Source organism: Pseudocitrobacter sp. 73, from assembly GCF_008369545.1.
GTDB lineage: Bacteria > Pseudomonadota > Gammaproteobacteria > Enterobacterales > Enterobacteriaceae > Pseudocitrobacter > Pseudocitrobacter vendiensis.
The window spans coordinates 111,999-137,643 of the sequence record NZ_VTZO01000010.1; the positions used below are offsets into that span (position 1 = coordinate 111,999).

Sequence of the window (25,645 nt, forward strand, 5' to 3'; positions counted from 1 at the left end):
GGAGTGCTGCTGATGAAAATCATTAATGCTCAGGCGTGCGCCGGGTTATCTCATTTACCCGATGGTGAATGGACGCTGCATAGCCGCTTTTCACAGGCAATAAACTACTGTCGCCCGGATGGTACCCTGTTAACGCTTTTCCGCTTCGGCAAAGGTATGGGCCCGGCGGGCGTATTGCTTACCACCCATCACTTTGCAACGTGTTCTCACCTTACGCACGTTATCAAGCAGGGCAATCTGCTTTGGGGGGCGGATATCTTGATTCGCCCGCGTCGCGTGCTTTCACTCACCCCGGAGGTTGCCGAATTCAGGCAGGATAACGTGCATGTCTCGCCTCAACTGAGTGGTTTGTGCGGCGCGCTGAATCAGCCGCTGACAGCAATGCCGATTTTTGACCGTTTCACGCAGCAACTGGAACGCTGGCTAAATGGTGATACGCCGGACTGGTCATGGCTGATTGGTTGCGGACCCGGCCTGACGCCGAGCGGTGATGATATGCTGATTGGGGCGCTTGCTATCTTGTATGCGACAGGTCTCGCTTCACCACAGCGTCCGTTTTTACCCCCGGCGGATCAACTCGCGCATCTCACGACTTCAGTAAGCTGTTGCTATCTTAACAGCGCACGTCACGGCACGTTCTCGACGCCAGTGTTAAGGTTGTTACGGCGCTGGCAATCCACGCGCTGCGCGCAGTCTGCGGTACGGCGTCTGTTGAATATTGGTCACACGTCCGGCGCTGACACATTGGTAGGAATGGCGATGACGCAACAGGGGTTGCGGCAAAGAGAATCAAGGAGAGTGCATGCTCGATCAGGAAACAATACGCACGTTTATTCGGGTTGCTGAAACGGAGAGTTTCTCTCGAGCCGCCAGCGCGTTGCATAAAACGCCAGCGGCGATCAGCTATCGCATTAAGACCCTGGAAGAGCAGGTCGGCACGCAACTCTTTTTACGCACTACCCGCTCTGTCAGCCTTACGCGCGCCGGGCAGCATCTGCTTGAACACTGCCGCCAGTGGCTCAACTGGCTGGACGCCATGCCGGATGAGCTACAGCAAATCAACGCGGGCGTTGAACGACAGGTGAATATTGTTATCAATAACCTGCTCTACCAACCGCAAACCACGGCAGACCTGCTAACCTGGCTGCATCAACAGTTTCCTTTTACCCGTTTTCAGATTTCGCGCCAGGTCTACATGGGTGTGTGGGACTCACTGCTTTACGATGATTTTCAACTGGCGATAGGCGTCACAGGTTCGGAGTCGCTTTCCAATAATATTTCATTGCTGCCGTTGGGCGATATCAGTTGGCAGTTTGTGGTGGCGGCCAATCATCCGCTTGCCACGCTTCCGGCTTCACCGCTTTCGGATGATATCCTGCGGCGTTATCCAGCCATTAATATCGAAGATACTTCAAGAACCCTGACGCGCCGCGTGGCATGGTTATTGAGTGGGCAAAAAGAGATCAAGGTGCCCGACCTCAGCACTAAACTGGCTTGTCATTTAAGCGGCCTTGGCGTCGGTTTTCTGCCGGAACGGATGTGTCGGCCCTATGTGGAATCGGGGGCGCTGGTGGCACGCGACGTTGTTCATCCGCGCCAGCCTTCACCGCTTTCTCTCGCCTGGAAGAATGCCGGCAGCGGCAAGGTGGTGAGCGAAATTGCAGAGATCTTTAAGCAGCGAAACGCCTTAGTAAGTGGTTTCCTGCGTATGGTCGATCGCCCGGCTGGCAACTGATCTCACTGCAATTCACTTTCTGAATCATATTGAAAAATGGAATATTTGACGCTTTTTGTTTACCTTTAAAGAGTCATTTTTCGTGAGAGCCAACTCACATTTTTTTATTTTCGGGGAGTTTGAATGGAAGATTTAAACGTAGTCGACAGCATTAATGGGGCGGGCACCTGGCTGGTGCGCAACCAGGCGCTGTTGCTCAGTTATGCCGTGAATATCGTCGCGGCCATCGCGATTATCATCGTCGGGATGATCATCGCCCGCCTGGTTTCTAACACCGTAAACCGTCTGATGCGCGCGCGTCACATTGACGCCACCGTGGCGGATTTTCTTTCTGCACTGGTTCGCTATGCGATTATCGCGTTTACGCTGATTGCCGCGCTGGGACGTGTAGGCGTTCAGACCGCGTCGGTGATTGCGGTGCTGGGTGCCGCGGGTTTAGCCGTGGGTCTGGCGTTGCAAGGCTCACTTTCCAACCTGGCGGCGGGCGTGCTGCTGGTGATGTTCCGTCCGTTCCGTGCGGGCGAGTATGTTGACCTGGGCGGCGTGGCCGGTACTGTGCTGAACGTGCAGATTTTCTCCACTACCATGCGTACCGTTGACGGTAAAATCGTGGTGATCCCGAACGGGAAAATCATTGCCGGTAATATCATTAACTTCTCGCGTGAGCCGGTGCGCCGTAATGAATTCATTATTGGCGTTGCGTATGATTCTGATATCGATCAGGTGAAATCCATTCTCACCAATATCATCCAGTCCGATGAGCGTATTCTAAAAGATCGCGAAATGACCGTGCGCCTGAATGAGCTTGGCGCCTCGTCGATTAACTTTGTGGTGCGTACCTGGAGTAACAGCGGCGACCTGCAAAATGTTTACTGGGACGTGCTGGAACGCATTAAACGTGAGTTTGACGCCGCCGGTATTAGCTTCCCGTATCCGCAAATGGACGTGAATTTCAAACGCGTGAAAGAAGACGCAGAATAATATTTCCTGCCAATGGCGGAGCGCTGCTCCGCCATTATTAGCCTGCCTTATAAGCGATTAAAATTATCAATTTCCGCTAATGATCATCCCGCGCTATAGTCTGCCGTAAACAGACACAGCTCAGGATAAATCTCGTGATATCTTACTACTTTCAAGGGCTTGCGCTTGGCGCTGCCATGATTCTTCCCCTCGGCCCCCAGAACGCGTTTGTGATGAACCAGGGCATTCGCCGTCAGTACCACATCATGATTGCGCTGCTCTGCGCCGTTAGCGATCTGCTGCTGATTTGCGCCGGTATTTTTGGCGGCAGTGCGCTGCTGATGCAGTCGCCGTGGCTGCTGGCGCTCGTAACGTGGGGTGGCGTCGCCTTTTTGCTCTGGTATGGCTATGGCGCACTGAAAACGGCCATGAGTAGTAATCTGGAACTCGCCAGCGCCGAGGTACTCAAGCAGGGCCGCTGGAAGATTGTCGCCACTATGCTGGCAGTGACCTGGCTGAATCCGCACGTTTACCTCGACACGTTTGTGGTGCTGGGGAGCCTTGGCGGACAGCTTGATGTGGAACCTAAGCGCTGGTTTGCGCTCGGCACTGTCAGCGCCTCGTTCCTGTGGTTCTTTGGCCTGGCACTGTTGGCTGCCTGGCTGGCGCCGCGTCTGCGCACCGCTAAAGCCCAGCGCATCATTAACACCCTGGTCGGTGTGGTGATGTGGTTTATCGCTTTCCAACTGGCGAAAGAGGGCATCGGGCATGTTCACGCCTTGTTCAACTAAGCGTTGTCCGATGGACTTTCGCTTATGAAGCGCTAAGCTTGGATGCGAGTACCTGTATTTTCGGGTGATAACGTAACATGGAGAGACGACAGTGAAGTTTAAAGTGATGGCGCTGACAGCATTAATGGGTTTGAGCGCGATGTCGGTACAGGCGAATGAATTACCTAACGGCCCGCATATTGTCACCTCCGGTACGGCCAGCGTAGATGCGACCCCGGATATTGCCACCCTGGCAATTGAAGTGAATATCGCGGCTAAAGATGCGGCGACGGCGAAGAAGCAGGCGGATCAGCGCGTGGCGCAGTACCTCTCCTTCCTTGAGCAGAATGGCGTAGCGAAGAAAGATATCAGCTCGGCCAACCTGCGTACTCAGCCTGATTATGACTATCAGAACGGCAAAAGCATTCTGAAGGGGTATCGCGCGGTGCGTACCGTTGAAGTGACGCTGCGTCAGTTGGATAAGCTTAATTCTCTGCTGGACGGCGCGTTGAAAGCCGGCCTGAACGAAATTCGCTCTGTATCGCTGGGCGTGGCTCAGCCGGATGCTTACAAAGATAAAGCGCGTAAAGCGGCAATTGATGACGCAATTCATCAGGCTAAAGAACTGGCAGCGGGCTTTAACAGCAAACTGGGGCCGGTTTACAGCGTGCGTTACCACGTGTCGAACTATCAGCCGAGCCCGATGGTTCGCATGATGAAAGCGGATGCCGCACCGGTATCAGCGGAAGAGACTTACGAACAGCCGACCATTCAGTTTGGTGATCAGGTAGACGTGGTATTTGAGCTGCAACCTGCTCAGGCGCAGTCTCAGCCAGCCACCCCCGCGAAAGCGCAGTAATCGTTGATATGTCGGATGGCGCAGCGCCATCCGACGTTAACCTTTAATCCTGCCGTAACACCCGACGCCCATAGGCCAGCAGCGCATCCGTCACATTGCGCATCATGCGGCTTTCCGGCGCAAAGCGGTGCCAGTACAACATCCGACGCTGGAACAGTCCCGGTGTCAGGTCAATCAGCTCACCTGAAGCCAATTCTTTTTCAATCTGCAAATGCGGGATCATGCAGCAGGTCGTTCCTTGACGCGCCAGCTGAACGAAGGCTTCTGATGAATTCACGATATGACACGGCACGCTGCCCGGCGGCAAATCAAAGTTTTGCTGCAGGAAGGCCTGATGCATATCGTCGAGATGGTCGAACGCCACGGCAGGCGCTTTCAGCAGCGCTGAACGCGTCACGCCATTCGGGAAATAGCGCTCGGCAAACGCTTTTGAACCGACAAACAGATAGTCCAGCGCGCCTAACTGATCAACCAGGCAGCTTGGTAGGGCCTGCGGCTGGATACTCACCGCGCCAACCACTTCACCGCGACGCAAGCGTTCTTGTGTGCGAGTTTCATCCTCAACCTGCAAATTCAGACGGATAGGCGAGTTAACCAGCACATCGGCAAGCGCTGGCAGCAGCCAGGTTGCCAGACTGTCGGCGTTGACCGCCAGCGATAGCAGCAGCGGCGTCGAACCCGTTTGCTCATCGCCAAGCCACTCGTCTTCCAGCAGCTCAACCTGACGCAGTAGCGCCAACAGCTTTTGACCCTGCTCCGTAGGGCGTGGCGGCACGGTTCGCACCAGCAACGGTTGCCCGAACATGTTTTCCAGTTGTTTGATTCTCTGCGATACGGCTGACTGGGTGATGCAAAGCTTTTGCGCTGCGCGCTCAAAGCCGCGTTCCCGAATAACCGCATCCAGCGCCTGTAATGTTCTGTAGTCAGGACGTTTCATTGCGTTGAGGGGCTCCTCTAAAATCGTTATCTCGCACTATGACATAAATTGCAGGCAGATACAGACGAAATTGGTGCCTGGCGCAATGCGCCATTGTGTACATATGTTCTATAATGCGGCAAATATCATTACAGCACGGGCAATAATCATGACGCAGGATGAACTGAAAAAAGCAGTAGGCTGGGCGGCGCTTCAATATGTACAACCGGGCACCATTGTTGGAGTGGGCACAGGCTCTACCGCAGCACACTTTATTGATGCGCTGGGTACCATGAAAGGGCAGATTGAAGGCGCGGTATCCAGCTCTGATGCTTCCACCGAGAAACTGAAAAGCCTGGGGATCACTGTTTTTGACCTCAATGAAGTTGACCGTCTGGGGATCTACGTTGACGGTGCGGATGAAATCAACGGCCACATGCAGATGATCAAAGGTGGCGGGGCGGCGTTGACGCGTGAAAAGATTATTGCCTCTGTTGCGGACAAATTTATCTGTATCGCAGATGCCTCTAAGCAGGTCGATATTCTGGGCAATTTCCCGCTGCCGGTTGAAGTCATCCCGATGGCGCGCAGCTGCGTGGCACGCCAACTGGTGAAGATGGGTGGTCGCCCGGAATACCGTCAGGGCGTCGTAACTGACAACGGCAACGTGATTCTGGACGTACATGGTCTGGAAATTCTTGATGCCATCGCGCTGGAAAACGCCATCAATGCTATTCCTGGTGTGGTGACCGTAGGATTATTCGCCAACCGTGGTGCTGATGTGGCACTCATTGGTACGGCTGATGGTGTGAAAACCATCACGAAATGATCTGACTGGGGGAAGCGCAATTCCCCCAAAATTTTTTATCTGCCTCATTTTGGTGACTTGTGTCACATTTTACAAAACCACTTCATTAACATCCCATCTGATTTCTTATGTGTAGCATTTTATGCTGACATTCTGCCCCGCGTGAAATTTCCGCATGACGTACACGCAAACGTTTAGATTGCCGCGATAGTTTTTTTTGATATGTTGCTTAGGTGAACTTTCGTTCATCACAACATCAGTAAAACAAAGACAGGGCGGGGAAATGGCTAAGGTATCACTGGAAAAAGAGAAGATTAAATTTCTGCTGGTAGAAGGCGTACATCAGAAGGCTGTGGATAGCCTTCGTGCAGCAGGTTACACCAACATCGAGTTTCACAAAGGCGCGCTGGACAGCGAGCAGCTGAAAGAGTCTATCCGTGATGCCCATTTCATTGGCCTGCGCTCCCGTACGCATCTGACCGAAGAAATCTTTGCGGCGGCGGAAAAACTGGTGGCTGTGGGTTGCTTCTGCATCGGCACCAACCAGGTTGACCTGAAAGCGGCTGCCAAACGCGGCGTACCGGTCTTTAACGCACCGTTCTCGAACACCCGTTCCGTGGCCGAGTTGGTGATTGGCGAACTGCTGCTGCTACTGCGCGGCGTGCCGGAAGCGAACGCCAAAGCACACCGTGGCGTGTGGAATAAACTGGCGGTGGGCTCTTTTGAAGCGCGCGGCAAAAAACTGGGCATTATCGGCTACGGTCATATCGGCACACAGCTGGGCATTCTGGCGGAATCGCTGGGGATGCACGTTTTCTTCTACGACATCGAAAACAAACTGCCGCTGGGCAACGCGACGCAGGTTCAACATCTCTCCGACCTGCTCAATATGAGCGATGTGGTCAGCCTGCACGTGCCGGAAAACGCCTCCACCAAAAACATGATGGGTGTGGAAGAGCTGGCGCTGATGAAGCCGGGCTCGCTGTTGATTAACGCCTCTCGCGGCACCGTTGTGGATATCCCGGCGCTGTGCGATGCGCTGGCGAGCAAACACCTGGCGGGCGCGGCGATCGACGTCTTCCCGACTGAACCGGCAACTAACAGTGACCCGTTCACCTCGCCGCTGTGCGAGTTTGATAACGTGATCCTGACGCCGCATATTGGCGGTTCAACGCAGGAAGCGCAGGAAAATATCGGCCTGGAAGTGGCGGGTAAACTGGCGAAATATTCCGACAACGGCTCAACCCTTTCTGCGGTGAACTTCCCGGAAGTCTCACTGCCGATTCACGGTGGCCGCCGCCTGCTGCACATCCATGAAAACCGTCCTGGTGTGTTAACTGCCATCAACCAGATTTTCGCTGAGCAGGGCGTCAACATTGCCGCACAGTACCTGCAAACCACGCCGCAGATGGGTTATGTGGTTATCGATATCGAAGCAGAAGAAGACGTGGCACAGAAAGCGCTGCAAAGCATGAAAGCGATTCCGGGCACGGTTCGCGCACGCATGCTGTTCTGATTCTTACGCCTTCACGGGCGGGCCGCTGGCCTGCCCGTCATTTCCCGCTCATCTGCCGCTGTTTTCCATCCTGAAACGAATGTAATCAACCATTGCGAAGCGAGTCGTAAAAGGCAACTAAAGCCGCGCGACGGCATCTTTACGTGTGCAGGAAAGATTAGGATAGGGGCAGCATGATGCTAAAACGGGAAAGCCCCTACCGAAGCAGGGGCTCAAAGGAGAAGGGTTATGATGAAGTTAGTCATCATCCTGGTTATTCTGTTGATGATAAGCACGCCAGCTTTCTAAACAGTGTTCCAGAGGGAGGAGCAATCCTCCCTTACCCTTACTCACTAAATTAGGGCAAAGAATCAGCAAAGTCAATCGGGGCGGAGTGGGAAACTTCGCCCTACCACACCCAGGTTTTCGACGGCGTCACCACCGCTGGCAGAGGGATATCCCATTCTTCAACCGGCAAGCGTTCCACCAACTGACAATCGTGTGCGTAGCCTACCGGGCTGATGCCATGCTGCTGCCAGTTTTGCAGCGTGCGATCGTAAAACCCACCGCCCATTCCCAGTCGTTGCCCTTGCTCGTCAAAAGCGACCAGCGGCGTGATCAGCACATCCAGTTTGCTCAACGGCAGAACATTGCGGACATCCAGTTTTGGTTCGTGGATTTTCAGGCGATTCACCACCAGTTCGCTGTGTGGGTGATAGTGCAGAAACAGCAGGTTTCCAGGGCTGAAGGGATGAAGCACTGGCAGATAGATGCGTTTACCTGCGCGCCAGAGTTGTTCTATTAGCGGTTGAGTGTCGAGCTCGCCATCAAAGGACAAAAACAGCGCCACCGTATGCGCCATCACCATGGGCGGATACGCCATCATGCGGGTGGCGGCCTGTTCGCCGAAATCGATTTGCTGTTGTTCTGTTAGCGCGCGACGCCGTTGCCGAATCATCTTGCGGATGTCTTGTCGGGAGAGGGCGAGTTCAGGAAGTTGAGTCATAAGGGCTGGTAGTAAAAGAAGGGGAATCTCCGAGATGCCGCCGCAGGCTGTAACCCTTGAACCCTTGGTTCAAGGTGAATGTGTCGTCACAGTTTTAAGGCTTCTCGGACGGGCCGAGCATGCTCACCAACCATGGAGCGCCACATTCTTGTGGTATGAAATATCGGCTCAGGGGACTGGCCCGCTTGCGAACATCTCAGAGAAATTTTGTCTTCACAGTCACTCTACCACAGTAAACTGCAAAGTGTTATTCAAAGTTTTGCCCTGACTTTTCGGAGGTGCGACCCTGGTCAAGCAATGCTTGTTCAATGGTCTGCTGAAGCATCCGAATGCGCTGCTCCATACTGGAAGCGTAGTCGCGCGTCTTGGACTTTTCCTGAGTTAATTCATAGCTGATGTTCAACGCGGCGATGAAGACCAACTGCTCAGTATTTGTGACTCTAGTGCGTTCTTTCAGATCTTGCAACCGCTGATTCAGATCGTCCGCGGCCTGATTCAAAGCATCCCTTTGTTCAGGCGGGCAATTCACGCGAAGCGAACGGCCAAAAATGTGAATATCGACGGGTTCTGCAGACATGCCACCTTCCTGCTGATTGACTGCGCGGCCTTCACACCCAGGATGCGAAGGGGCGACACTATAGCTACCCTGGTATGAACATACAAGCCCTTTTCTGGTATCACCAGGGTCCAAAGTGGTAGCATACCATGAATATTCCTCCCAACGATGATGAATGCGCATGTCTATACAGAACGAAATGCCTGGTTACACCGATGTGAACCAGTTACTGAACCAACAAGGGGTAGGCCTGACGCCTGCGGAAATGCATGGCCTCATCAGCGGGATGCTCTGTGGCGGAAACAGCGACAGCTCATGGCAGCCGCTGCTTCACGACCTCACCAACGAAGGGCTTGCCTTCGGCCACGAGCTGGCTGAAGCGCTACGTACCATGCATGCGGTGACTAGCGATTCGCTGGAAGACGACGGTTTTCTTTTTCAGCTTTATCTGCCTGAAGGCGACGATGTCAGCGTGTTTGAACGCGCCGATGCGCTTTCTGGCTGGGTGAATCACTACCTGCTGGGGCTGGGCGTGTCTCAGCCGAAGCTGGATAAAGTGAAAGGCGAAACCGGGGAAGCGATTGACGATCTGCGCAATATCGCGCAGCTGGGCTATGACGAAGACGAAGACCAGGAAGAGCTGGAGATGTCGCTGGAAGAGATCATCGAGTACGTGCGCGTTGCGGCGCTGCTGTGCCACGATACCTTCACGCGCCCGCAGCCGACGGCGCCGGAAGTGCAAAAGCCAACGTTACACTAAATATTCAGGGTTGCGGGTCAATGTGCGTTCTGCCGGCTTTGCCCGATGGCGCTGCGCTTATCGGGCCTACAAAGTGATGTCGTCGAACTAGGTCGGATAAGGCGTTGCTGCCATCCGACAAACCGTCCGCATTTTACGTATTAAGGAGATGTCATGACACAGCAAGAGTTTCTCCGTCGCCGTCAGGCACTGCTGGCGCAAATGCAGCCAGGCAGCGCGGCGCTGATTTTTGCCGCGCCGGAAGTGACCCGCAGCGCGGATTCCGAGTATCCCTATCGCCAGAGCAGCGATTTCTGGTACTTCACAGGCTTTAACGAGCCGGAAGCCTTGCTGGTGCTGATTAAAAGCGATGACACTCACAACCACAGCGTGCTGTTTAACCGTGTTCGCGACCTGACGGCGGAGATCTGGTTTGGCCGCCGTCTCGGCCAGGATGCGGCCCCGGAAAAGCTGGGTGTAGACCGCGCGCTGGCTTTCAGCGAAATCAACCAGCAACTGTTCCAGTTGCTCAATGGGCTGGACACGATTTATCACGCGCAGGGTGAATACGCCTGGGCCGATGAAATCGTCTTCACCGCGATGGACAAACTGCGCAAAGGTTCGCGCCAGAATCTGGTGGCCCCGTCCACGGTGATTGACTGGCGTCCGCTGGTGCACGAAATGCGGCTGTTCAAATCGGAAGAAGAGATTGCCGTGATGCGCCGCGCTGGTGAAATCAGCGCGCTGGCGCATACGCGCGCGATGGAAAAATGCCAGCCGGGGATGTTTGAGTACCAGCTCGAAGGGGAAATTCTGCACGAGTTTACCCGCCACGGCGCGCGCTATCCGTCTTACAACACTATCGTTGGCGGCGGCGAAAACGGCTGCATTCTGCACTACACCGAAAACGAATCCGAACTGCGCGATGGCGAACTGGTGCTGATTGACGCCGGTTGCGAATACAAAGGCTACGCCGGTGATATCACCCGTACCTTCCCGGTGAACGGCAAGTTTACCCCGGCACAGCGCGCCATTTACGACATCGTGCTGGAATCGCTGGAAACCTCGCTCAAACTCTATCGTCCAGGCACCTCCATTCAGGAAGTGACCGGCGAAGTGGTGCGCATCATGATTACCGGCCTGCGCGATCTGGGGATTCTGCACGGTGAAGTCGATGAACTGATCGCGGAAAACGCCCATCGCCCGTACTTCATGCACGGCCTGAGCCACTGGCTGGGGCTGGATGTACATGACGTCGGCGTTTACGGCGTGGATCGCTCGCGCGTGCTGGAGCCTGGCATGGTATTAACCGTCGAGCCGGGCCTGTACATCGCGCCGGATGCAGATGTGCCGGCCGAGTATCGCGGCATCGGTATTCGTATTGAAGATGACATTCTGATAACCGCAGACGGCAATGAAAACCTGACTGCCTCGGTAGTCAAACGCGCGGATGATATTGAAGCGCTGATGGCGGCGGCGCGTCGCCTATGAGCCTGATTATTGTCGGCGGTGGGATGACCGGCGCGACGCTTGCGCTGGCGGTGTCGCAGATGACCGGTGGGCGTTTACCTGTGCATCTGATTGAAGCGGCGGAAGTGGATTCTCTGCAACATCCGGGCTTTGATGCCCGGGCGATTGCGCTGGCGGCGGGCACCTGTCAGCAACTGGCGAAAGTCGGCATCTGGCAGGCCATCGCTAACTGCGCGACGGCAATCCATACCGTTCATGTGAGCGATCGCGGCCATGCCGGGTTTGTTACGCTGGAAGCAGAAGATTATCGTCTGCCTGCACTTGGCAACGTGGTGGAACTGCATGATGTCGGGCAACGTCTTTTCGCGCTGCTGCGCAAAGCGCCTGGTGTAACGTTGCATTGCCCCGCGCGCGTTTCCCGTGTCAATCGCACTCAGGATGCCGTGAGCGTCACGCTTGAAAGTGGCGAGACGATCAACGGGCAAATGTTGGTGGCAGCCGACGGTTCCCGCTCGGCGCTGGGTGAACAGTGCGGAATTAGCTGGCAACAAGAACCGTATCAACAGCTTGCTGTTATTGCCAACGTTACTACCGCCGTTCCGCATCAGGGGCGCGCATTTGAACGCTTCACCGCGAATGGCCCGCTGGCGATGCTGCCGATGTCACAAGGCCGCTGCTCGCTGGTGTGGTGCCATGCGCTGGAAAATCGTGATGAGGTGATGGGCTGGTCGGACGAACGTTTCTGCAATGAACTTCAGCAGGCGTTTGGCTGGCGCTTAGGACGCATTACACAGGCTGGCGCACGTAATGCGTATCCGTTGTCTCTCACCACGGCCACTCGGGCTGTATCACACCGTCTGGCGCTGGTCGGTAATGCGGCGCAGACGCTGCATCCGATTGCCGGGCAGGGATTTAACCTTGGCCTGCGCGACGTCATGTCGCTGGCGGAACTGCTGGCGCAGGCGCATGACGCGGGTCAGGATATCGGCAGCTATGGGCTGCTGTGTCGTTATCAACGTCAGCGCGCGGACGATAAAGCCGCCACTATCGGCGTGACCGATGGTTTAGTGCATCTGTTTGCCAATCGTTGGGCCCCGCTGGTTGTTGGGCGCAATGTCGGTTTAATGGCGATGGAATTATTTACCCCGGCACGCGATGTGCTGGCGCAGCGTACGCTGGGCTGGGTAGCCCGTTAAGGAGTCAATGTGCAGAGTGTAGATGTCGCTATCGTTGGCGGTGGAATGGTGGGCCTTGCAGTTGCCTGTGGTTTACAGGGCAGCGGGCTGCGCGTCGCGGTGCTCGAACAAGCGTTGCCCCAGCCGCTGGCGGCGGATGCGCCTCCGGCGTTGCGTGTGTCGGCTATCAATGCGGGTAGCGAAAAATTACTCAACAAGCTGGATGTATGGTCCGCCATTCTTGCCCATCGCGCCAGCCGCTATCACGGCATGGAAGTGTGGGATAAAGATAGCTTCGGGCGCATCGCCTTTGATGATAAAAGCCTGGGTTACGGTCATCTCGGCCATATCGTTGAGAACGCGGTGATCCACAACGCGCTGTGGGAAAAAGCGCAGCGTTGTCAGGATATTACCTTAATGGCTCCCGCTGAACTTCAGCAGGTTGCCTGGGGGGAGAACGACGCATTTCTGACGTTGAAAGATGGCACGATGCTGACGGCGCGTCTGGTTGTGGGGGCCGATGGCGCAAATTCCTGGCTGCGTAATAAAGCGGATATCCCGTTAACCTTCTGGGATTATAAACATCACGCGCTGGTGGCAACCATTCGCACCGAGGAACCGCATGATGCCATCGCCCGTCAGGCATTCCATGGCGAAGGTATTCTGGCCTTCCTGCCGCTTTCCGACCCACATCTTTGCTCGATAGTCTGGTCGCTGTCGCCGCAGGAAGCTGAACGGATGCAGCAGGCCGATGAGCATACATTTACCAAAGCGCTCAACATCGCTTTCGACAATCGCCTCGGTTTGTGTACGCTTGAAAGCGATCGTCAGGTTTTTCCGCTGACCGGACGTTACGCGCGTCAGTTCGCCGCGCACCGTCTGGCATTAGTCGGCGATGCGGCGCATACCATTCATCCGTTGGCGGGTCAGGGCGTTAACCTGGGCTTTATGGATGCGGCTGAACTGATTGATGAAGTTCGCCGTCTGCACGCGCAGGGCAAAGATATCGGTCAGCATTTCTATCTGCGCCGCTATGAGCGTAGTCGTAAACACAGTGCGGCGATGATGCTGGCCGGCATGCAGGGTTTCCGCGAACTCTTCGCGGGTGAAAATCCGGCGAAAAAGCTGCTGCGCGATATTGGCCTGAAACTCGCCGATACATTACCGGGTGTTAAACCTCAGTTAATCCGCCAGGCAATGGGTCTGAATGACCTTCCAGAGTGGCTTCGTTAACTGCGTCACACTTCTTCTCCCGGCGCTCTGCCGGGAGATCCTTCCTCTCGTTTGAAATATTCTAATTTCACGCCTTTTTTCGCATTAGTTTTTCTAATTCAGCGTTTTTGAGATAACGAAAAACACGCCTCGTTTTCCGCACTAAATATGGTTTTATGCTAAACGCTCATGCACGAATGTTAATTATATGTGGCTCTATTCGCATTTTTATAGCGAATAACTCTGTAAGCTTTTTGGCTGATTTTGACCATAAGCTAATCTGATGACCTGCCTTTGCTTATGGTTTACCGACGATTTCGGTGGTAAGTTCAGGCAAAAGAGAACGTTTGCGTCGGAGCCTGTTCGCGCTGTCGACGCCAGATTTTTCTAATGGAATGTGGTTGGCTTTGCTTACTCAACGAGGACAAGATGGCACAACAAACGCCTTTGTATGATCAACACGTGCAGTGCGGCGCGCGAATGGTGGATTTTCACGGCTGGATGATGCCGCTGCATTACGGCTCGCAAATTGATGAGCACCATGCGGTGCGCACCGACGCCGGGATGTTTGATGTGTCGCACATGACCATCGTCGACCTGCACGGCAGCCGCACCCGCGAGTTTCTGCGCTATCTGCTGGCAAACGACGTTGCCAAACTAACGAAACCCGGCAAAGCGCTTTACAGTGGCATGCTAAATGCCTCGGGCGGCGTGATTGACGACCTCATCGTCTACTACCTCACCGAAGATTATTTCCGCCTCGTCGTAAACTCCGCCACCCGCGAAAAAGACCTCTCCTGGATCACCCAACACGCTGAACCGTTCGCCATTGAAATCACCGTTCGTGACGACCTGTCGCTCATTGCAGTTCAGGGGCCAAATGCCAAAGCCAAAGCCGAAACCCTGTTTAGCGATGAACAGCGTCGGGCCGTTGAGGGCATGAAGCCGTTCTTTGGCGTACAGACGGGCGATTTGTTCGTGGCCACCACCGGCTATACCGGTGAAGCGGGATACGAAATTGCGATGCCGCGCGAGAAATCCGCCGATTTTTGGCGCGCGCTGGTTGAAGCGGGTGTAAAACCGTGTGGTCTGGGCGCGCGCGATACGCTGCGTCTGGAAGCCGGGATGAATTTATACGGTCAGGAGATGGATGAAGGTATCTCTCCGCTGGCGGCCAACATGGGCTGGACGATTGCCTGGGAACCTGCCGATCGCGACTTTATCGGTCGCGAAGCGCTGGAGATGCAGCGTGAAAAAGGTACCGAGCAACTGGTTGGCCTGGTGATGACCGAAAAAGGTGTACTGCGCGGTGAACTGCCGGTGCGTTTCACCGACGCCCACGGCAATGCACAGGAAGGCGTGATCACCAGCGGGACATTCTCCCCGACGCTCGGTCACAGTATTGCGCTGGCTCGCGTGCCAGCGGGCATTGGCGAAACCGCGATCGTCCAGATCCGCAACCGTGAAATGCCGGTAAAAGTAACGAAACCTGTTTTTGTGCGTAACGGTAAGGCCGTCGCGTAATTCCCCCTTTTCTGGAGACTTTTTGATGAGCAACGTACCCGCAGAACTGAAATACAGCAAAGAACACGAATGGCTGCGTAAAGAAGCCGATGGCTCTTACACCGTGGGCATCACCGAACACGCACAGGAATTACTGGGCGATATGGTGTTTGTTGACCTGCCTGACGTCGGTGCGACAGTTGCCGCAGGCGATGACTGCGCAGTCGCAGAATCCGTTAAAGCGGCGTCTGACATCTACGCGCCAATCAGTGGTGAAATTGTTGCGGTAAATGATGAACTGAGCGACTCGCCGGAGCTGGTCAACAGCGAACCGTACGCGGGCGGCTGGATCTTCAAAATCAAAGCCAGCGATGAAGCGGAAGTTGCCGCGCTGCTGGATGCGACAGCCTACGCAGCACTGTTAGAAGACGAGTAACCGTTTTTCTCCCTCTCCCTCAGGGAGAGGGCCGGGGTGAGGGTGCCAATGTGCTCCTTACCCTAACCCTCTCTCCAGGGGAGAGGGCATTCTAAAATCACCGCACGTTTCAGGAACCATCGCTCATGACACAGACTTTAAGCCAGCTTGAAAACCGTGATGCTTTTATCGAACGTCACATCGGGCCGGACGCTCAGCAACAGCAGGAAATGCTGAAAACGGTTGGCGCGGATTCATTAACTGCACTGATTTCTCAAATCGTGCCGAAAGATATCCAGCTTGCCACCCCACCGCAGGTGGGCGACGCGACGACAGAATTCGCCGCACTGGCGGAGCTGAAAGCGATTGCCGGACGTAACAAGCGCTTTAAGTCTTATATTGGCATGGGCTACACCGGCGTCCAGTTACCGCCGGTTATCCAGCGCAATATGCTGGAAAACCCGGGCTGGTACACCGCGTACACCCCTTATCAGCCGGAAGTTTCCCAGGGCCGTCTTGAGTCACTGCTGAACTTCCAGCAGGTGACGCTGGATCTGACCGGTCTCGATATCGCCTCCGCTTCTCTGCTGGACGAAGCCACTGCCGCCGCCGAAGCGATGGCGATGGCAAAACGCGTCAGCAAACTGAAAAACGCGAATCGTTTCTTTGTGGCTGCTGACGTTCACCCGCAGACGCTGGATGTGGTACGCACCCGTGCAGAAACCTTTGGTTTTGATGTCATTGTTGATGATGCCAGCAAAGCGCTGGATCACCAGGACGTTTTCGGTGTGCTGTTGCAGCAAGTGGGCACTACCGGTGAAGTCCACGATTACACGTCGCTGATCGCTGAACTGAAATCCCGAAAAGTTGTGGTAAGCGTTGCCGCTGATTTTATGGCGCTGGTGCTGTTAACCGCACCGGGTAAACAGGGCGCGGACATTGTTTTCGGCTCAGCCCAACGCTTCGGCGTTCCGATGGGCTACGGCGGCCCGCACGCGGCGTTCTTTGCCGCGAAAGATGAATTTAAACGCTCCATGCCGGGCCGTATTATCGGCGTATCGAAAGATGCGGCGGGTAATACCGCGCTGCGCATGGCGATGCAGACCCGCGAGCAGCATATCCGCCGCGAGAAAGCGAACTCCAATATTTGTACTTCTCAGGTTCTGCTGGCCAACATTGCCAGCCTGTATGCCGTTTTCCACGGCCCGGTTGGCCTGAAACGTATCGCCAATCGTATTCATCGCCTGACCGATATCCTGGCGACCGGCCTGCAGCAGAAAGGGCAGAAACTGCGCTTTAAACACTTCTTCGACACCCTGTGTGTCGAAGTGGCGGACAAAGCCAGCGTGCTGGCGCGTGCCGAAGCGGCAGAAATCAACCTGCGCAGCGACATCCACAACGCGGTAGGTATTACGCTTGACGAAACCACCACGCGTGACGATGTACTGAAGTTGTTCAGTGTGATCCTCGGTGACAACCACGGCCTGAATATCGACACGCTGGATAAAGACGTGGCACTCGATAGCCGTTCGATTCCGGCGGCGATGCTGCGTGATGACGCGATCCTGACGCATCCGGTCTTTAACCGCTATCACAGCGAAACCGAGATGATGCGCTATATGCACTCGCTGGAGCGTAAAGATCTGGCGCTGAATCAGGCGATGATCCCGCTGGGTTCCTGTACCATGAAACTGAATGCGGCCGCCGAGATGATCCCGATCACCTGGCCTGAATTTGCTGAACTGCACCCGTTCTGTCCGGCAGAACAGGCGGAAGGATATCATCAGATGATCGGTCAGCTTTCTGACTGGCTGGTGAAACTGACCGGTTACGATGCGGTTTGCATGCAGCCGAACTCCGGCGCGCAGGGCGAATACGCGGGCCTGCTGGCGATTCGCCATTATCACGAAAGCCGCAATGAAGGCCATCGCGATGTGTGTCTGATCCCGGCTTCCGCGCACGGTACTAACCCGGCTTCCGCACAGATGGCGGGAATGCAGGTTGTCGTGGTTGCCTGTGATAAACAGGGCAACATCGACCTGGCCGATCTGCGTGCGAAAGCCGAGCAGCACGGCGAGAGCCTCTCCTGCATCATGGTGACTTACCCGTCCACGCACGGCGTGTATGAAGAGACGATCCGCGAAGTATGTGAAATTGTGCATCAGTTCGGCGGTCAGGTTTACCTTGATGGCGCAAACATGAACGCACAGGTCGGGATTACCTCGCCGGGCTTTATCGGCGCGGATGTTTCGCACCTTAACCTGCACAAAACCTTCTGCATTCCGCATGGTGGCGGCGGCCCGGGTATGGGGCCGATCGGCGTGAAAGCGCATCTGGCGCCGTTCGTTCCAGGCCACAGCGTGGTGCAGATTGAAGGCATGCTGACCCGTCAGGGCGCGGTTTCAGCGGCACCCTTCGGAAGCGCTTCTATTCTGCCAATCAGCTGGATGTACATCCGCATGATGGGTGCGGAAGGGCTGAAGCAGGCAAGCCAGGTGGCAATCCTGAATGCGAACTATATCGCCAGCCGTCTGAAAGACGCTTTCCCGGTGCTGTATACCGGTCGTGAAGGTCATGTAGCGCACGAATGTATTCTTGATATTCGTCCGCTGAAAGAAGAAACCGGCATCAGCGAACTGGATATCGCCAAGCGTCTGATCGACTACGGTTTCCATGCGCCAACCATGTCCTTCCCGGTTGCGGGTACGCTGATGGTTGAACCGACGGAATCGGAAAGCAAAGTTGAGCTGGACCGCTTTATCGATGCGATGCTTGCCATTCGTGCGGAAATCGACCGTGTCAAAGCGGGTGAGTGGACGCTGGAAGATAACCCGCTGGTGAACGCCCCGCACACGCAGAACGAGCTGGTTTCTGAGTGGAACCACGGTTACAGCCGTGAAGTGGCGGTCTTCCCGGCAGGCGTGGAGAACAAATACTGGCCGACCGTGAAACGTCTGGATGACGTCTATGGTGACCGTAACCTGTTTTGCTCCTGCGTGCCGATGAGCGAATACCAGTAAGCTATTCAGCTATGCTGTTAAGGGCGCTTCGGCGCCCTTTTTTACAGGAGACAGTTATGGGCATTGCACTGGTAACCGGCGCGAGTCGGGGAATTGGCAGGGCTACTGCGCTGCAACTGGCGCAGGAAGGGTACAGCGTTGCCGTCAACTATCGGCATAACGTGCAGGCGGCAGCCGATGTGGTACGCGAGATAACCGAAGCCGGTGGCGAGGCTTTCGCCCTGCGTGCTGACATCAGCGATGAATCGCAGGTAGTGGCGATGTTTGAGGCCATAGACAAGCACAATCAGCCGCTGGTGGCGCTGGTGAATAACGCGGGTATTCTGTTTCAGCAAAGCCGCGTGGAGTCGCTCACGGCAGATCGCATCAACCGCGTGCTGGCGACCAACGTGACAGGATATTTCCTCTGCTGTCGCGAAGCGGTTAAACGGATGGCGCATCAGCACGGTGGCGTGGGTGGGGCTATCGTGAATGTCTCTTCTGCGGCGGCGCGATTGGGGGCGCCGAGTGAGTATGTGGACTATGCGGCGTCGAAAGGGGCGGTGGATACCTTAACCACCGGGCTGGCGCTGGAAGTCGCCGCACAGGGGATTAGGGTAAACGGCGTGAGGCCTGGATTTATCTACACTGAAATGCACGCCGACGGCGGCGAGCCGGGACGGGTTGAGCGGGTGAAATCGGTGTTGCCAATGCAACGTGGTGGTCAGCCGGAAGAGGTTGCGCAGGCGATTGTCTGGCTGTTAAGCGATAAAGCGTCGTATGTGACAGGGAGTTTTCTCGAGCTGGCGGGCGGGAAGTAGTTTGTTGTCGGGTGGCGGCTGCGCCTTACCCGACCTACAACGTGCGGGCGGGAAGTGAGGTTTTTTGTTTCCCCTCACCCTAACCCTCTCCCACAGGGAGAGGGAATCGATCGAGCGTGGTCTAAAGAACTGCGCGGGTTTTTACCCTCTCCCTGCGGGAGAGGGCAGGGTGAGGGGGCCGTATTTAAAGCGTCTCGCCGTTGCTGGCAATCACCGCTTTGTACCACTCAAAACTTTTCTTGCGTGAGCGCGACATGTCGCCCGTGCCGTCGTCGTGCTTGTTGACGTAAATGAAACCGTAGCGCTTGCTGTACTGACCGGTGGTGAACGAAACACAATCGATGCAGCCCCACGGCGTGTAGCCCATTAAATCCACGCCATCGTAGGTCACCGCTTTCATCATCTCTTTGACGTGCGCGCGCAGGTAGTCGATGCGATAGTCATCGTTGATGCTGCCGTCTTCTTCCACTTTGTCGTACGCGCCGAAGCCGTTTTCGACAATAAATAACGGTTTCTGGTAACGCTCATACAGCTCACACAGCGAATAACGCAAGCCTACCGGGTCAATTTGCCAGCCCCAGTCGGAGGCCTTCACGTGCGGGTTTGGCACGCTACCCTCGAAGCCGGAAATAGCATCCCCGCTGCCGCCTTCTGCTTTAACCGCGTTGGTCATGTAGTAGCTGAAGCCAAGATAATCACAGGTACCTTCGCGCAGAATCGCTTCGTCGCCGTCTTCCATCTTGATGTTAAAGCCACGCCGTTCCCACTCGTTCAGAACGTAGGATGGGTAATAACCGCGCAACTGGACGTCGGTAAAGACATAACGCTCGCGCATTGATTCCTGAGCGAACATCACGTCTTCCGGTTTGCAGGAGAACGGATAGAGCGCCACCATTGCCAGCATGCAGCCGACTTTCATTTCCGGGTTGATGCGACGTGCCGCTTTCACCGCCAATGCGCTGGCAACGAACTGATGATGCAGCACCTGATACATTGTCTCTTCCGGGTTTTCATGCTCGGTGTAAACCACGCCGGAGCAGCAGTAACCGAACAGTGGCGCGCGCCAGTTGCGCTGGTTGTTGATTTCGTTGAAGGTCATCCAGTATTTGACCTTGTGTTTGTAGCGCTCGAAAACAACCTCAGAGAAACGGACAAAGAAATCAACGACTTTGCGGTTGGTCCAGCCGCCATATTCCTGCACCAAATGCAGCGGCATTTCAAAGTGGGAGAGGGTGATAACCGGTTCGATGTTGTATTTCAGCAGTTCATCGAACATGTCATCGTAGAATTTTAAGCCTTCTTCATTCGGCTGCATTTCGTCGCCTTTCGGGAAGATTCGCGTCCAGGCGATAGAGGTCCGGAAACATTTGAAGCCCATCTCAGCAAACAGCTTAATGTCTTCTTTGTAATGGCCGTGAAAGTCGATGGCTTCGTGGTTTGGGTAGTATTTCCCGGGAACCACTTCCTGAGTGATTTCGCGCGGTACGCCGTGTGCGCCGCCGGTCAGTACGTCGCAAATGCTCGGGCCTTTGCCGCCTTTATTCCAGCCGCCTTCAACCTGATGCGCTGCGACCGCGCCGCCCCATAAAAAATCTTTCGGTAAGGTCAGTTTTTTCATTGTGCTCTACTCACTCGTTAATACAATTAAAGTGAGTCTAACAAAGGGTATCGAAAAGTCACGATATAACAAATGTTGCGCCGTGTTATATGTTACATCGGAAAAACACCCTGTATTTTTATGCTAATTTCTTCGCCAGTTTACGGCCCAACGATTCCAGAATATAAACTACCGGGATCTGCGTCGTAATATCATAAACGCCACCAATACGCGTTTGAGGGAAATGCCAGGAGAGATTAAAGTCGGCGAGCTTTGCCAAACGGGAGTGTTCGTGGCTGGTTATGGACATCACCTTGCAGCGATGCAGGCTGAACTGGCTGGCAAAGCGCAGGATCTCCTCTGTTTCTCCGGAAACAGATAACACAATTGCCAGCGCGTTTTTCGCCATGTCGTTGGTTACCGGGAAATAGGGGTCATCAATGTGATTACTGAATTTACCGATATTCGAGAAAAAGCGTGCGCCATATTTTGCCAGCGAGCCTGACGTGCCCGCGCCGACGAAAATAATTCGTTCCGAAGATAATATGATATCGACGGCATCATCGAGTAATTTATCAAACTCGTCATTGTTGACGCTTTTAAAAAAGCCAATAATTTCACTGGCACCGAAATTAGCCTGTTGCGGCTCGTTTTGTTCCAGATACAATTTAAAACGTACACGAAATTCAGAGTAGCCGTCGCAGTTGAGCTTGCGACAGAAACGCATCACGGTGGTGGTGGAGACGCCCGCCGCATCGGCCAGTTCGCGAATGGTCATATACATCACTTTGTCGCGGTTTTTGATAACGTAGTGATAGACCATCATCTCAAGATTATTGAGGCTGGCAACGGCGGTGTGGGTAAACATGCTCACGGTGGCGATACTCGTATAATTCATAGACCTTAAAGGAATAGTACCATGCAGCCCAACGACATCACTTTTTTTCGCCGCTTTCAGGACGATATTCTGGCAGGGCGGAAAACGATTACCCTGCGTGACGATGCGGAGTCTCATTTTAAGGCCGGAGATATTTTACGCGTCGGGCGTTATGAAGATGATGGTTACTTCTGCACCATCGAAGTGCTGGCCACCTCGCGCATTACGCTTGATACGTTAACGGAGTGGCACGCGCAGCAGGAAAACATGACGCTTGCCGAACTGCGCCGGGTGATTACCGACATTTATCCCGGCCAAACGGTGTATCACGTGATTGAGTTCAAATGCCTGCACGAAAATAATGAACAAGTGTGAGGTGAATGATTTTTATAACTATATGATTTTTAGTTATTTATAATTATACATCTTTTTATTTTAGCGAACAGGTGTTCACTGGAATCATTCTCAGTTACGCTAGGGGCGTTTAACAGATTGTGTTGTTCACCCGGAGTACGTAATGGATCAGAAACCGCTCATTAAACAGGGTTACTCGTTGGCAGAGGAAGTTGCCAACAGCATCAGCCATGGAGTGGGTTTTGTATTTGGTATTGTGGGGCTGGTTCTGCTGCTGGTGCAGGCGGTGGATACCAACGCCAGCGCAATGGCAATCACCAGCTATAGCCTTTATGGCGGCAGCATGATTTTGCTGTTTCTCGCCTCGACGCTGTACCACGCGATCCCACATCAGCGGGCCAAAATCTGGCTGAAGAAATTTGACCACTGCGCTATCTATTTGCTGATTGCGGGGACTTATACGCCATTTTTGCTGGTGGGCCTCAATTCCCCGCTGGCGCGCGGGTTGATGATAGTTATCTGGAGCCTGGCGCTGCTGGGGATCTTGTTTAAGCTCACCATCGCGCACCGCTTCAAAGTGTTGTCGCTGGTCACCTATCTCACGATGGGCTGGTTGTCGCTGATCGTGGTGTATCAACTGGCGATTAAGCTGGCGATTGGCGGTGTGACGCTGCTGGCTGTGGGTGGGGTAGTGTATTCGCTGGGCGTGATTTTCTACGTCTGTAAGCGTATTCCCTATAATCACGCTATCTGGCACGGTTTTGTGCTGGGCGGCAGCGTTTGCCACTTCCTGGCGATTTATCTTTATGTTGGGCAGGCGTAATTGATTGCCGGATGGCGCTTCGCTTATCCGGCCTACAAACCACGTCATGCCTGGCGTGGGCCGGATTAGGCGAAGCCGCATCCGGCACTGGCATCCTTACTCTTCCAGCGAATACGGTAGCGGCTCTATGCTTAAGGTATTGGCATCGTCACGCACGCGGAACACGCTATCAGGTTCCATATCGTTATTCATCACCGCCTGCACCAGCAGTCGGCCATCATCAAGCTGTACCGCGGCTAAAACGGTACCGGTACGGCGCCAGTTCTCGCCCATCTTCAGTTCCAGGTCTTCCCCGGCATCAGGTACGCGGCTGGCCGTTCCCGCCAGTGACCACAACGCACGTTTGTTGGCGCCACGGAATTTGGCGCGCGCCACCATCTCTTGCCCGGTGTAACAGCCTTTCTTAAAGCTGATGCCGCCCAGCGCCTGAATGTTGGTGGCTTGAGGAATGAACTGCCCGCTGTTGGCTTCATCAATAACCGGTAGACCCGCTTCAATGTTCAGCGCCAGCCACTGCTGACTATTGTTGAGCTGCGCTTCGCCGCGCAGGGCGTCGGTGACGCGCGTGGCGGTGGCTTCGTCGGTGACAAGAAGGAAGCGCTCGTCCGGGTGGGCAAACCACAGCAGTGAGGTTTCGCCTTCCTGCACCAGTGGCTTGTCGGCATCTGGCAGTTCGGCAAACAGATTCGCCAGCGCCGCACGCGCCTGGAAGCCCGCTACGCCAAGCAGCACCAGCGTATCGTTCGGTTCGATAACCACTTTTGAGAATACAGCATACTTTTTCAGCTGCGTCAGCTGCGCGTCACGCAGGCTGCGACGTTCGATCCAGGCGAACCCCTCGTTACGGCGAAACAGGCGCAGGTTGCTCCACATCTTGCCTTTGGCATCGCAATGGGCCGCTAACAGATGTTGATTGGCACCCAGTTCCGCGACATCGGCGGTAACCTGGCCTTGCAGATACTTTTCACTGTCGGCACCGGTAAGGGTCGCCAGCGCCCAGTCATCAAGTGTCATAAGCGTCAGCGGTAAACGCGCAGAAGCGGAAGGCTGACGAGGAGGAAAAGGTGTAAAAGCCATAGTGATGTCCTGAATTGCTTAACGCACGGGTAGATAACTCATGGTAAAAGAGATGGTCATCAATGCAAGCGCTTTCAACAGCCGATTCGTGCCCTGACGCGCGGTTTGCGATAAGGTACGCAGGCAATCTGAAAATCCATTTAGTTTGCGTGGTTTTTCTGAATGTTGCCCGCGATTAACGAGATTGCTGTAAAGTAAGTGCAAAAAACACGTTAAACTAATGACATCGTTATGCTGGAAGGAAATTATGGACATCAATAATAAAGCCCGTATCCACTGGGCATGCCGTCGCGGTATGCGTGAACTCGATATCTCCATCATGCCGTTTTTCGAGCATGAGTACGATTCGCTGAGCGACGGCGACAAAGCGATTTTTATTCGTCTGCTGGAGTGCGACGATCCAGATTTATTCAACTGGCTGATGAATCACGGTAAGCCGGCGGATGCTGAACTTCAGCGCATGGTGCATTTAATTCAGACTCGGAATCGGGAACGTGGTCCTGTGGCAATCTGATTTACGCGTCTCCTGGCGCTCACAATGGCTCTCTTTACTGCTCCATGGCCTGGTGGCGGCATTCATCTTGCTGATGCCCTGGCCGTTAAGCTACACCCCGCTGTGGTTGTTGCTGCTGTCGCTGGTGGTTTTTGACTGCGTGCGCAGTCAGCGGCGGATCAACTCTCATCAGGGAGAGATCAAACTGTTGATGGACTCGCGCCTTCGCTGGCGCGATCAGGAGTGGGAGATCCTCGGGCAACCGTGGGTACTGAACTCAGGCATGATGCTGCGCTTACGCAGGCTGGCAAGCCGTCGTCGTCAGCATTTATGGATTGCAGCAGACAGTATGGATGCCGAAGAGTGGCGCGACCTGCGGCGTATCGTGATGCAGCAGCCCGCGCCGAGTAAGCATTAAGAGAACTGTTCGGCCATTTCGCCAAGAATTTGTTCACACCAGTTCTGAATGCGTTCATCGCTAAGGTCGTACTGGTTGGTTTCGTCGAGTGCGAGGCCGACAAACAGTTGACCGTCGGCGATGACCGGTTTCGGGCTGGTGAATTCATAGCCTTCGGTCGGCCAGTAGCCGACAAATTTCACGCCTTTGGTCGCCAGTTTATCGTGCAGCATGCCGAGCGCGTCCAGGAACCATTCGCCGTAACCTAACTGATCGCCCATACCATAGAGCGCAACAACTTTGCCCTCAAGATTCAGCGTATCCAGTTGTTCCCAGATGGCTTCCCAGTCTTCCTGAATCTCACCGAAATCCCAGGTCGGAATGCCGAGGATCAGCACATCGTACTGCTCCATGAGCGCCGGAGCGTCATCTTTCACATTGTGCAGCGTCACCAGTTCCGGGCCGATGATGTCGCGAATTTTCTCCGCCGCCATTTCGGTGTAGCAGGTACTGGAACCATAAAAAAGGCCGATGTTCATAACGTAAAGGTCTCGATTCTTGCAGTGACTATGCGGCCAGTGTACCAGA

At 54.7% G+C, this 25,645-nt stretch carries 27 protein-coding genes and 1 other RNA gene; 20 read left to right on the forward strand and 8 right to left on the reverse strand.

The genetic code is table 11. The features are described from left to right. Positions 1–12 precede the first annotated feature (12 nt). From F0Q32_RS12270 to F0Q32_RS12290, 5 genes are all read left to right on the forward strand, one after another. Positions 13–846 (forward strand): DUF2877 domain-containing protein, encoded by an 834-nt coding sequence (locus F0Q32_RS12270; protein ID WP_149463283.1) that lies wholly within the window; start codon positions 13–15, stop codon positions 844–846. Continuing rightward, entirely contained in the window at positions 803–1,735 is a 933-nt protein-coding gene (gene allS / locus F0Q32_RS12275) for an HTH-type transcriptional activator AllS (RefSeq protein WP_149463284.1), read from the forward strand. The genes F0Q32_RS12270 and allS overlap by 44 nt, the downstream gene beginning before the upstream one ends. A 123-nt stretch (positions 1,736–1,858) precedes the next feature. After that, a complete protein-coding gene (locus F0Q32_RS12280; protein WP_149463285.1) occupies positions 1,859–2,716 on the forward strand; it encodes a small-conductance mechanosensitive channel MscS in 858 nt (285 codons plus the stop codon). A gap of 134 nt (positions 2,717–2,850) precedes the next feature. Then, positions 2,851–3,486, forward strand: coding sequence for an arginine exporter ArgO (gene argO / locus F0Q32_RS12285; protein ID WP_015963107.1), 636 nt, complete (start codon positions 2,851–2,853; stop codon positions 3,484–3,486). Positions 3,487–3,577: 91 nt separating this feature from the next. Then, positions 3,578–4,324: an oxidative stress defense protein gene (locus F0Q32_RS12290; protein ID WP_113857766.1), complete on the forward strand. Its 747-nt coding sequence runs from the start codon at positions 3,578–3,580 to the stop codon at positions 4,322–4,324. Positions 4,325–4,367: 43 nt separating this feature from the next. On the opposite strand, the gene argP is transcribed toward F0Q32_RS12290, so the two are convergent. After that, complete coding sequence (gene argP / locus F0Q32_RS12295; RefSeq protein ID WP_015963109.1) at positions 4,368–5,261, reverse strand: DNA-binding transcriptional regulator ArgP; 894 nt, start codon at positions 5,259–5,261, stop codon at positions 4,368–4,370. 148 nt (positions 5,262–5,409) lie between these two features. Here argP and rpiA point away from each other — a divergent pair, with 148 nt between their 5' ends. The 3 genes from rpiA to F0Q32_RS26805 all read left to right on the forward strand — a co-directional run bounded on the left by rpiA (position 5,410) and on the right by F0Q32_RS26805 (position 7,852). Then, complete coding sequence (gene rpiA / locus F0Q32_RS12300; protein ID WP_149463286.1) at positions 5,410–6,069, forward strand: ribose-5-phosphate isomerase RpiA; 660 nt, start codon at positions 5,410–5,412, stop codon at positions 6,067–6,069. Between the two features lie 262 nt (positions 6,070–6,331). Next, positions 6,332–7,564, forward strand: a complete 1,233-nt coding sequence (serA, locus tag F0Q32_RS12305; RefSeq protein WP_149463287.1) for a phosphoglycerate dehydrogenase — start codon at positions 6,332–6,334, stop codon at positions 7,562–7,564. A gap of 228 nt (positions 7,565–7,792) precedes the next feature. Next, a complete protein-coding gene (locus F0Q32_RS26805) occupies positions 7,793–7,852 on the forward strand; it encodes a type I toxin-antitoxin system Ibs family toxin (RefSeq protein WP_149463453.1) in 60 nt (19 codons plus the stop codon). 100 nt (positions 7,853–7,952) lie between these two features. Here the strand turns inward: F0Q32_RS26805 and F0Q32_RS12315 are convergent, their stop codons facing one another. The 3 genes from F0Q32_RS12315 to zapA all read right to left on the reverse strand — a co-directional run bounded on the left by F0Q32_RS12315 (position 7,953) and on the right by zapA (position 9,126). After that, positions 7,953–8,549: a 5-formyltetrahydrofolate cyclo-ligase gene (locus tag F0Q32_RS12315; RefSeq protein WP_149463288.1), complete on the reverse strand. Its 597-nt coding sequence runs from the start codon at positions 8,547–8,549 to the stop codon at positions 7,953–7,955. 22 nt (positions 8,550–8,571) lie between these two features. Further along, positions 8,572–8,755: non-coding RNA, 6S RNA (gene ssrS, locus F0Q32_RS12320), on the reverse strand. A gap of 41 nt (positions 8,756–8,796) precedes the next feature. After that, positions 8,797–9,126, reverse strand: a complete 330-nt coding sequence (gene zapA, locus F0Q32_RS12325; protein ID WP_015963113.1) for a cell division protein ZapA — start codon at positions 9,124–9,126, stop codon at positions 8,797–8,799. A gap of 160 nt (positions 9,127–9,286) precedes the next feature. Between zapA and F0Q32_RS12330 the strand changes: the two genes are divergently transcribed. From F0Q32_RS12330 to F0Q32_RS12365, 8 genes are all read left to right on the forward strand, one after another. Further along, a complete protein-coding gene (locus tag F0Q32_RS12330) occupies positions 9,287–9,865 on the forward strand; it encodes a YecA family protein (RefSeq protein WP_149463289.1) in 579 nt (192 codons plus the stop codon). A 153-nt stretch (positions 9,866–10,018) separates the two neighbouring features. Next, positions 10,019–11,335 carry a Xaa-Pro aminopeptidase gene (gene pepP / locus F0Q32_RS12335; protein ID WP_149463290.1) on the forward strand — a complete coding sequence of 439 codons (1,317 nt, stop codon included), beginning with the start codon at positions 10,019–10,021 and terminating at the stop codon, positions 11,333–11,335. Further along, on the forward strand, positions 11,332–12,510 hold the full coding sequence (gene ubiH / locus F0Q32_RS12340) for a 2-octaprenyl-6-methoxyphenyl hydroxylase (RefSeq protein ID WP_149463291.1): 1,179 nt from the start codon (positions 11,332–11,334) through the stop codon (positions 12,508–12,510). Before pepP ends, ubiH begins: the two co-directional genes overlap by 4 nt. A 9-nt stretch (positions 12,511–12,519) precedes the next feature. Further along, positions 12,520–13,722 (forward strand): FAD-dependent 2-octaprenylphenol hydroxylase, encoded by a 1,203-nt coding sequence (ubiI, locus tag F0Q32_RS12345; RefSeq protein WP_149463292.1) that lies wholly within the window; start codon positions 12,520–12,522, stop codon positions 13,720–13,722. Positions 13,723–14,130: 408 nt separating this feature from the next. After that, positions 14,131–15,225 carry a glycine cleavage system aminomethyltransferase GcvT gene (gcvT, locus tag F0Q32_RS12350; RefSeq protein WP_149463293.1) on the forward strand — a complete coding sequence of 365 codons (1,095 nt, stop codon included), beginning with the start codon at positions 14,131–14,133 and terminating at the stop codon, positions 15,223–15,225. A 25-nt stretch (positions 15,226–15,250) separates the two neighbouring features. Continuing rightward, positions 15,251–15,640, forward strand: a complete 390-nt coding sequence (gene gcvH, locus F0Q32_RS12355) for a glycine cleavage system protein GcvH (protein WP_108475859.1) — start codon at positions 15,251–15,253, stop codon at positions 15,638–15,640. A 125-nt stretch (positions 15,641–15,765) separates the two neighbouring features. Further along, positions 15,766–18,639: an aminomethyl-transferring glycine dehydrogenase gene (gcvP, locus tag F0Q32_RS12360; RefSeq protein WP_149463294.1), complete on the forward strand. Its 2,874-nt coding sequence runs from the start codon at positions 15,766–15,768 to the stop codon at positions 18,637–18,639. Between the two features lie 56 nt (positions 18,640–18,695). Beyond that, complete coding sequence (locus tag F0Q32_RS12365; RefSeq protein ID WP_149463295.1) at positions 18,696–19,439, forward strand: SDR family oxidoreductase; 744 nt, start codon at positions 18,696–18,698, stop codon at positions 19,437–19,439. Positions 19,440–19,623: 184 nt separating this feature from the next. Here F0Q32_RS12365 and bglA read toward each other — a convergent pair whose 3' ends face one another. Continuing rightward, complete coding sequence (gene bglA, locus F0Q32_RS12370; RefSeq protein ID WP_149463296.1) at positions 19,624–21,057, reverse strand: 6-phospho-beta-glucosidase BglA; 1,434 nt, start codon at positions 21,055–21,057, stop codon at positions 19,624–19,626. A 118-nt stretch (positions 21,058–21,175) separates the two neighbouring features. Further along, entirely contained in the window at positions 21,176–21,904 is a 729-nt protein-coding gene (locus F0Q32_RS12375) for a MurR/RpiR family transcriptional regulator (protein ID WP_149463454.1), read from the reverse strand. A 51-nt stretch (positions 21,905–21,955) separates the two neighbouring features. On the opposite strand from F0Q32_RS12375, the gene yqfB reads away from it, so the two are divergent. Then, positions 21,956–22,288 carry a N(4)-acetylcytidine aminohydrolase gene (yqfB, locus tag F0Q32_RS12380; RefSeq protein ID WP_149463297.1) on the forward strand — a complete coding sequence of 111 codons (333 nt, stop codon included), beginning with the start codon at positions 21,956–21,958 and terminating at the stop codon, positions 22,286–22,288. A 142-nt stretch (positions 22,289–22,430) separates the two neighbouring features. After that, positions 22,431–23,090, forward strand: a complete 660-nt coding sequence (locus F0Q32_RS12385) for a hemolysin III family protein (RefSeq protein WP_149463298.1) — start codon at positions 22,431–22,433, stop codon at positions 23,088–23,090. Positions 23,091–23,186: 96 nt separating this feature from the next. On the opposite strand, the gene ygfZ is transcribed toward F0Q32_RS12385, so the two are convergent. Continuing rightward, complete coding sequence (ygfZ, locus tag F0Q32_RS12390) at positions 23,187–24,167, reverse strand: tRNA-modifying protein YgfZ (RefSeq protein WP_149463299.1); 981 nt, start codon at positions 24,165–24,167, stop codon at positions 23,187–23,189. A gap of 247 nt (positions 24,168–24,414) precedes the next feature. Between ygfZ and sdhE the strand changes: the two genes are divergently transcribed. Then, positions 24,415–24,681 (forward strand): FAD assembly factor SdhE, encoded by a 267-nt coding sequence (sdhE, locus tag F0Q32_RS12395; protein WP_149463300.1) that lies wholly within the window; start codon positions 24,415–24,417, stop codon positions 24,679–24,681. Then, positions 24,662–25,078, forward strand: coding sequence for a protein YgfX (locus tag F0Q32_RS12400; RefSeq protein WP_149463301.1), 417 nt, complete (start codon positions 24,662–24,664; stop codon positions 25,076–25,078). Before sdhE ends, F0Q32_RS12400 begins: the two co-directional genes overlap by 20 nt. Here the strand turns inward: F0Q32_RS12400 and fldB are convergent. Further along, a complete protein-coding gene (gene fldB, locus F0Q32_RS12405; protein WP_149463302.1) occupies positions 25,075–25,596 on the reverse strand; it encodes a flavodoxin FldB in 522 nt (173 codons plus the stop codon). The genes F0Q32_RS12400 and fldB overlap by 4 nt on opposite strands. Positions 25,597–25,645: the final 49 nt, after the last annotated feature.

Coding starts and splice junctions, on each gene's coding strand:
- fldB (WP_149463302.1), bottom strand. CDS start 25,596: ATGAACATCGGCCTTTTTTATGGTTCCAGTACCTGCTACACCGAAATG.
- bglA (WP_149463296.1), bottom strand. CDS start 21,057: ATGAAAAAACTGACCTTACCGAAAGATTTTTTATGGGGCGGCGCGGTC.
- pepP (WP_149463290.1), top strand. CDS start 10,019: ATGACACAGCAAGAGTTTCTCCGTCGCCGTCAGGCACTGCTGGCGCAA.
- yqfB (WP_149463297.1), top strand. CDS start 21,956: ATGCAGCCCAACGACATCACTTTTTTTCGCCGCTTTCAGGACGATATT.
- F0Q32_RS12385 (WP_149463298.1), top strand. CDS start 22,431: ATGGATCAGAAACCGCTCATTAAACAGGGTTACTCGTTGGCAGAGGAA.
- sdhE (WP_149463300.1), top strand. CDS start 24,415: ATGGACATCAATAATAAAGCCCGTATCCACTGGGCATGCCGTCGCGGT.
- gcvH (WP_108475859.1), top strand. CDS start 15,251: ATGAGCAACGTACCCGCAGAACTGAAATACAGCAAAGAACACGAATGG.
- F0Q32_RS12315 (WP_149463288.1), bottom strand. CDS start 8,549: ATGACTCAACTTCCTGAACTCGCCCTCTCCCGACAAGACATCCGCAAG.
- F0Q32_RS12375 (WP_149463454.1), bottom strand. CDS start 21,904: ATGTTTACCCACACCGCCGTTGCCAGCCTCAATAATCTTGAGATGATG.
- rpiA (WP_149463286.1), top strand. CDS start 5,410: ATGACGCAGGATGAACTGAAAAAAGCAGTAGGCTGGGCGGCGCTTCAA.
- zapA (WP_015963113.1), bottom strand. CDS start 9,126: ATGTCTGCAGAACCCGTCGATATTCACATTTTTGGCCGTTCGCTTCGC.
- ygfZ (WP_149463299.1), bottom strand. CDS start 24,167: ATGGCTTTTACACCTTTTCCTCCTCGTCAGCCTTCCGCTTCTGCGCGT.
- gcvT (WP_149463293.1), top strand. CDS start 14,131: ATGGCACAACAAACGCCTTTGTATGATCAACACGTGCAGTGCGGCGCG.
- allS (WP_149463284.1), top strand. CDS start 803: ATGCTCGATCAGGAAACAATACGCACGTTTATTCGGGTTGCTGAAACG.
- ubiH (WP_149463291.1), top strand. CDS start 11,332: ATGAGCCTGATTATTGTCGGCGGTGGGATGACCGGCGCGACGCTTGCG.
- F0Q32_RS12280 (WP_149463285.1), top strand. CDS start 1,859: ATGGAAGATTTAAACGTAGTCGACAGCATTAATGGGGCGGGCACCTGG.
- serA (WP_149463287.1), top strand. CDS start 6,332: ATGGCTAAGGTATCACTGGAAAAAGAGAAGATTAAATTTCTGCTGGTA.
- gcvP (WP_149463294.1), top strand. CDS start 15,766: ATGACACAGACTTTAAGCCAGCTTGAAAACCGTGATGCTTTTATCGAA.
- F0Q32_RS12330 (WP_149463289.1), top strand. CDS start 9,287: ATGTCTATACAGAACGAAATGCCTGGTTACACCGATGTGAACCAGTTA.
- argP (WP_015963109.1), bottom strand. CDS start 5,261: ATGAAACGTCCTGACTACAGAACATTACAGGCGCTGGATGCGGTTATT.
- F0Q32_RS12365 (WP_149463295.1), top strand. CDS start 18,696: ATGGGCATTGCACTGGTAACCGGCGCGAGTCGGGGAATTGGCAGGGCT.
- F0Q32_RS12270 (WP_149463283.1), top strand. CDS start 13: ATGAAAATCATTAATGCTCAGGCGTGCGCCGGGTTATCTCATTTACCC.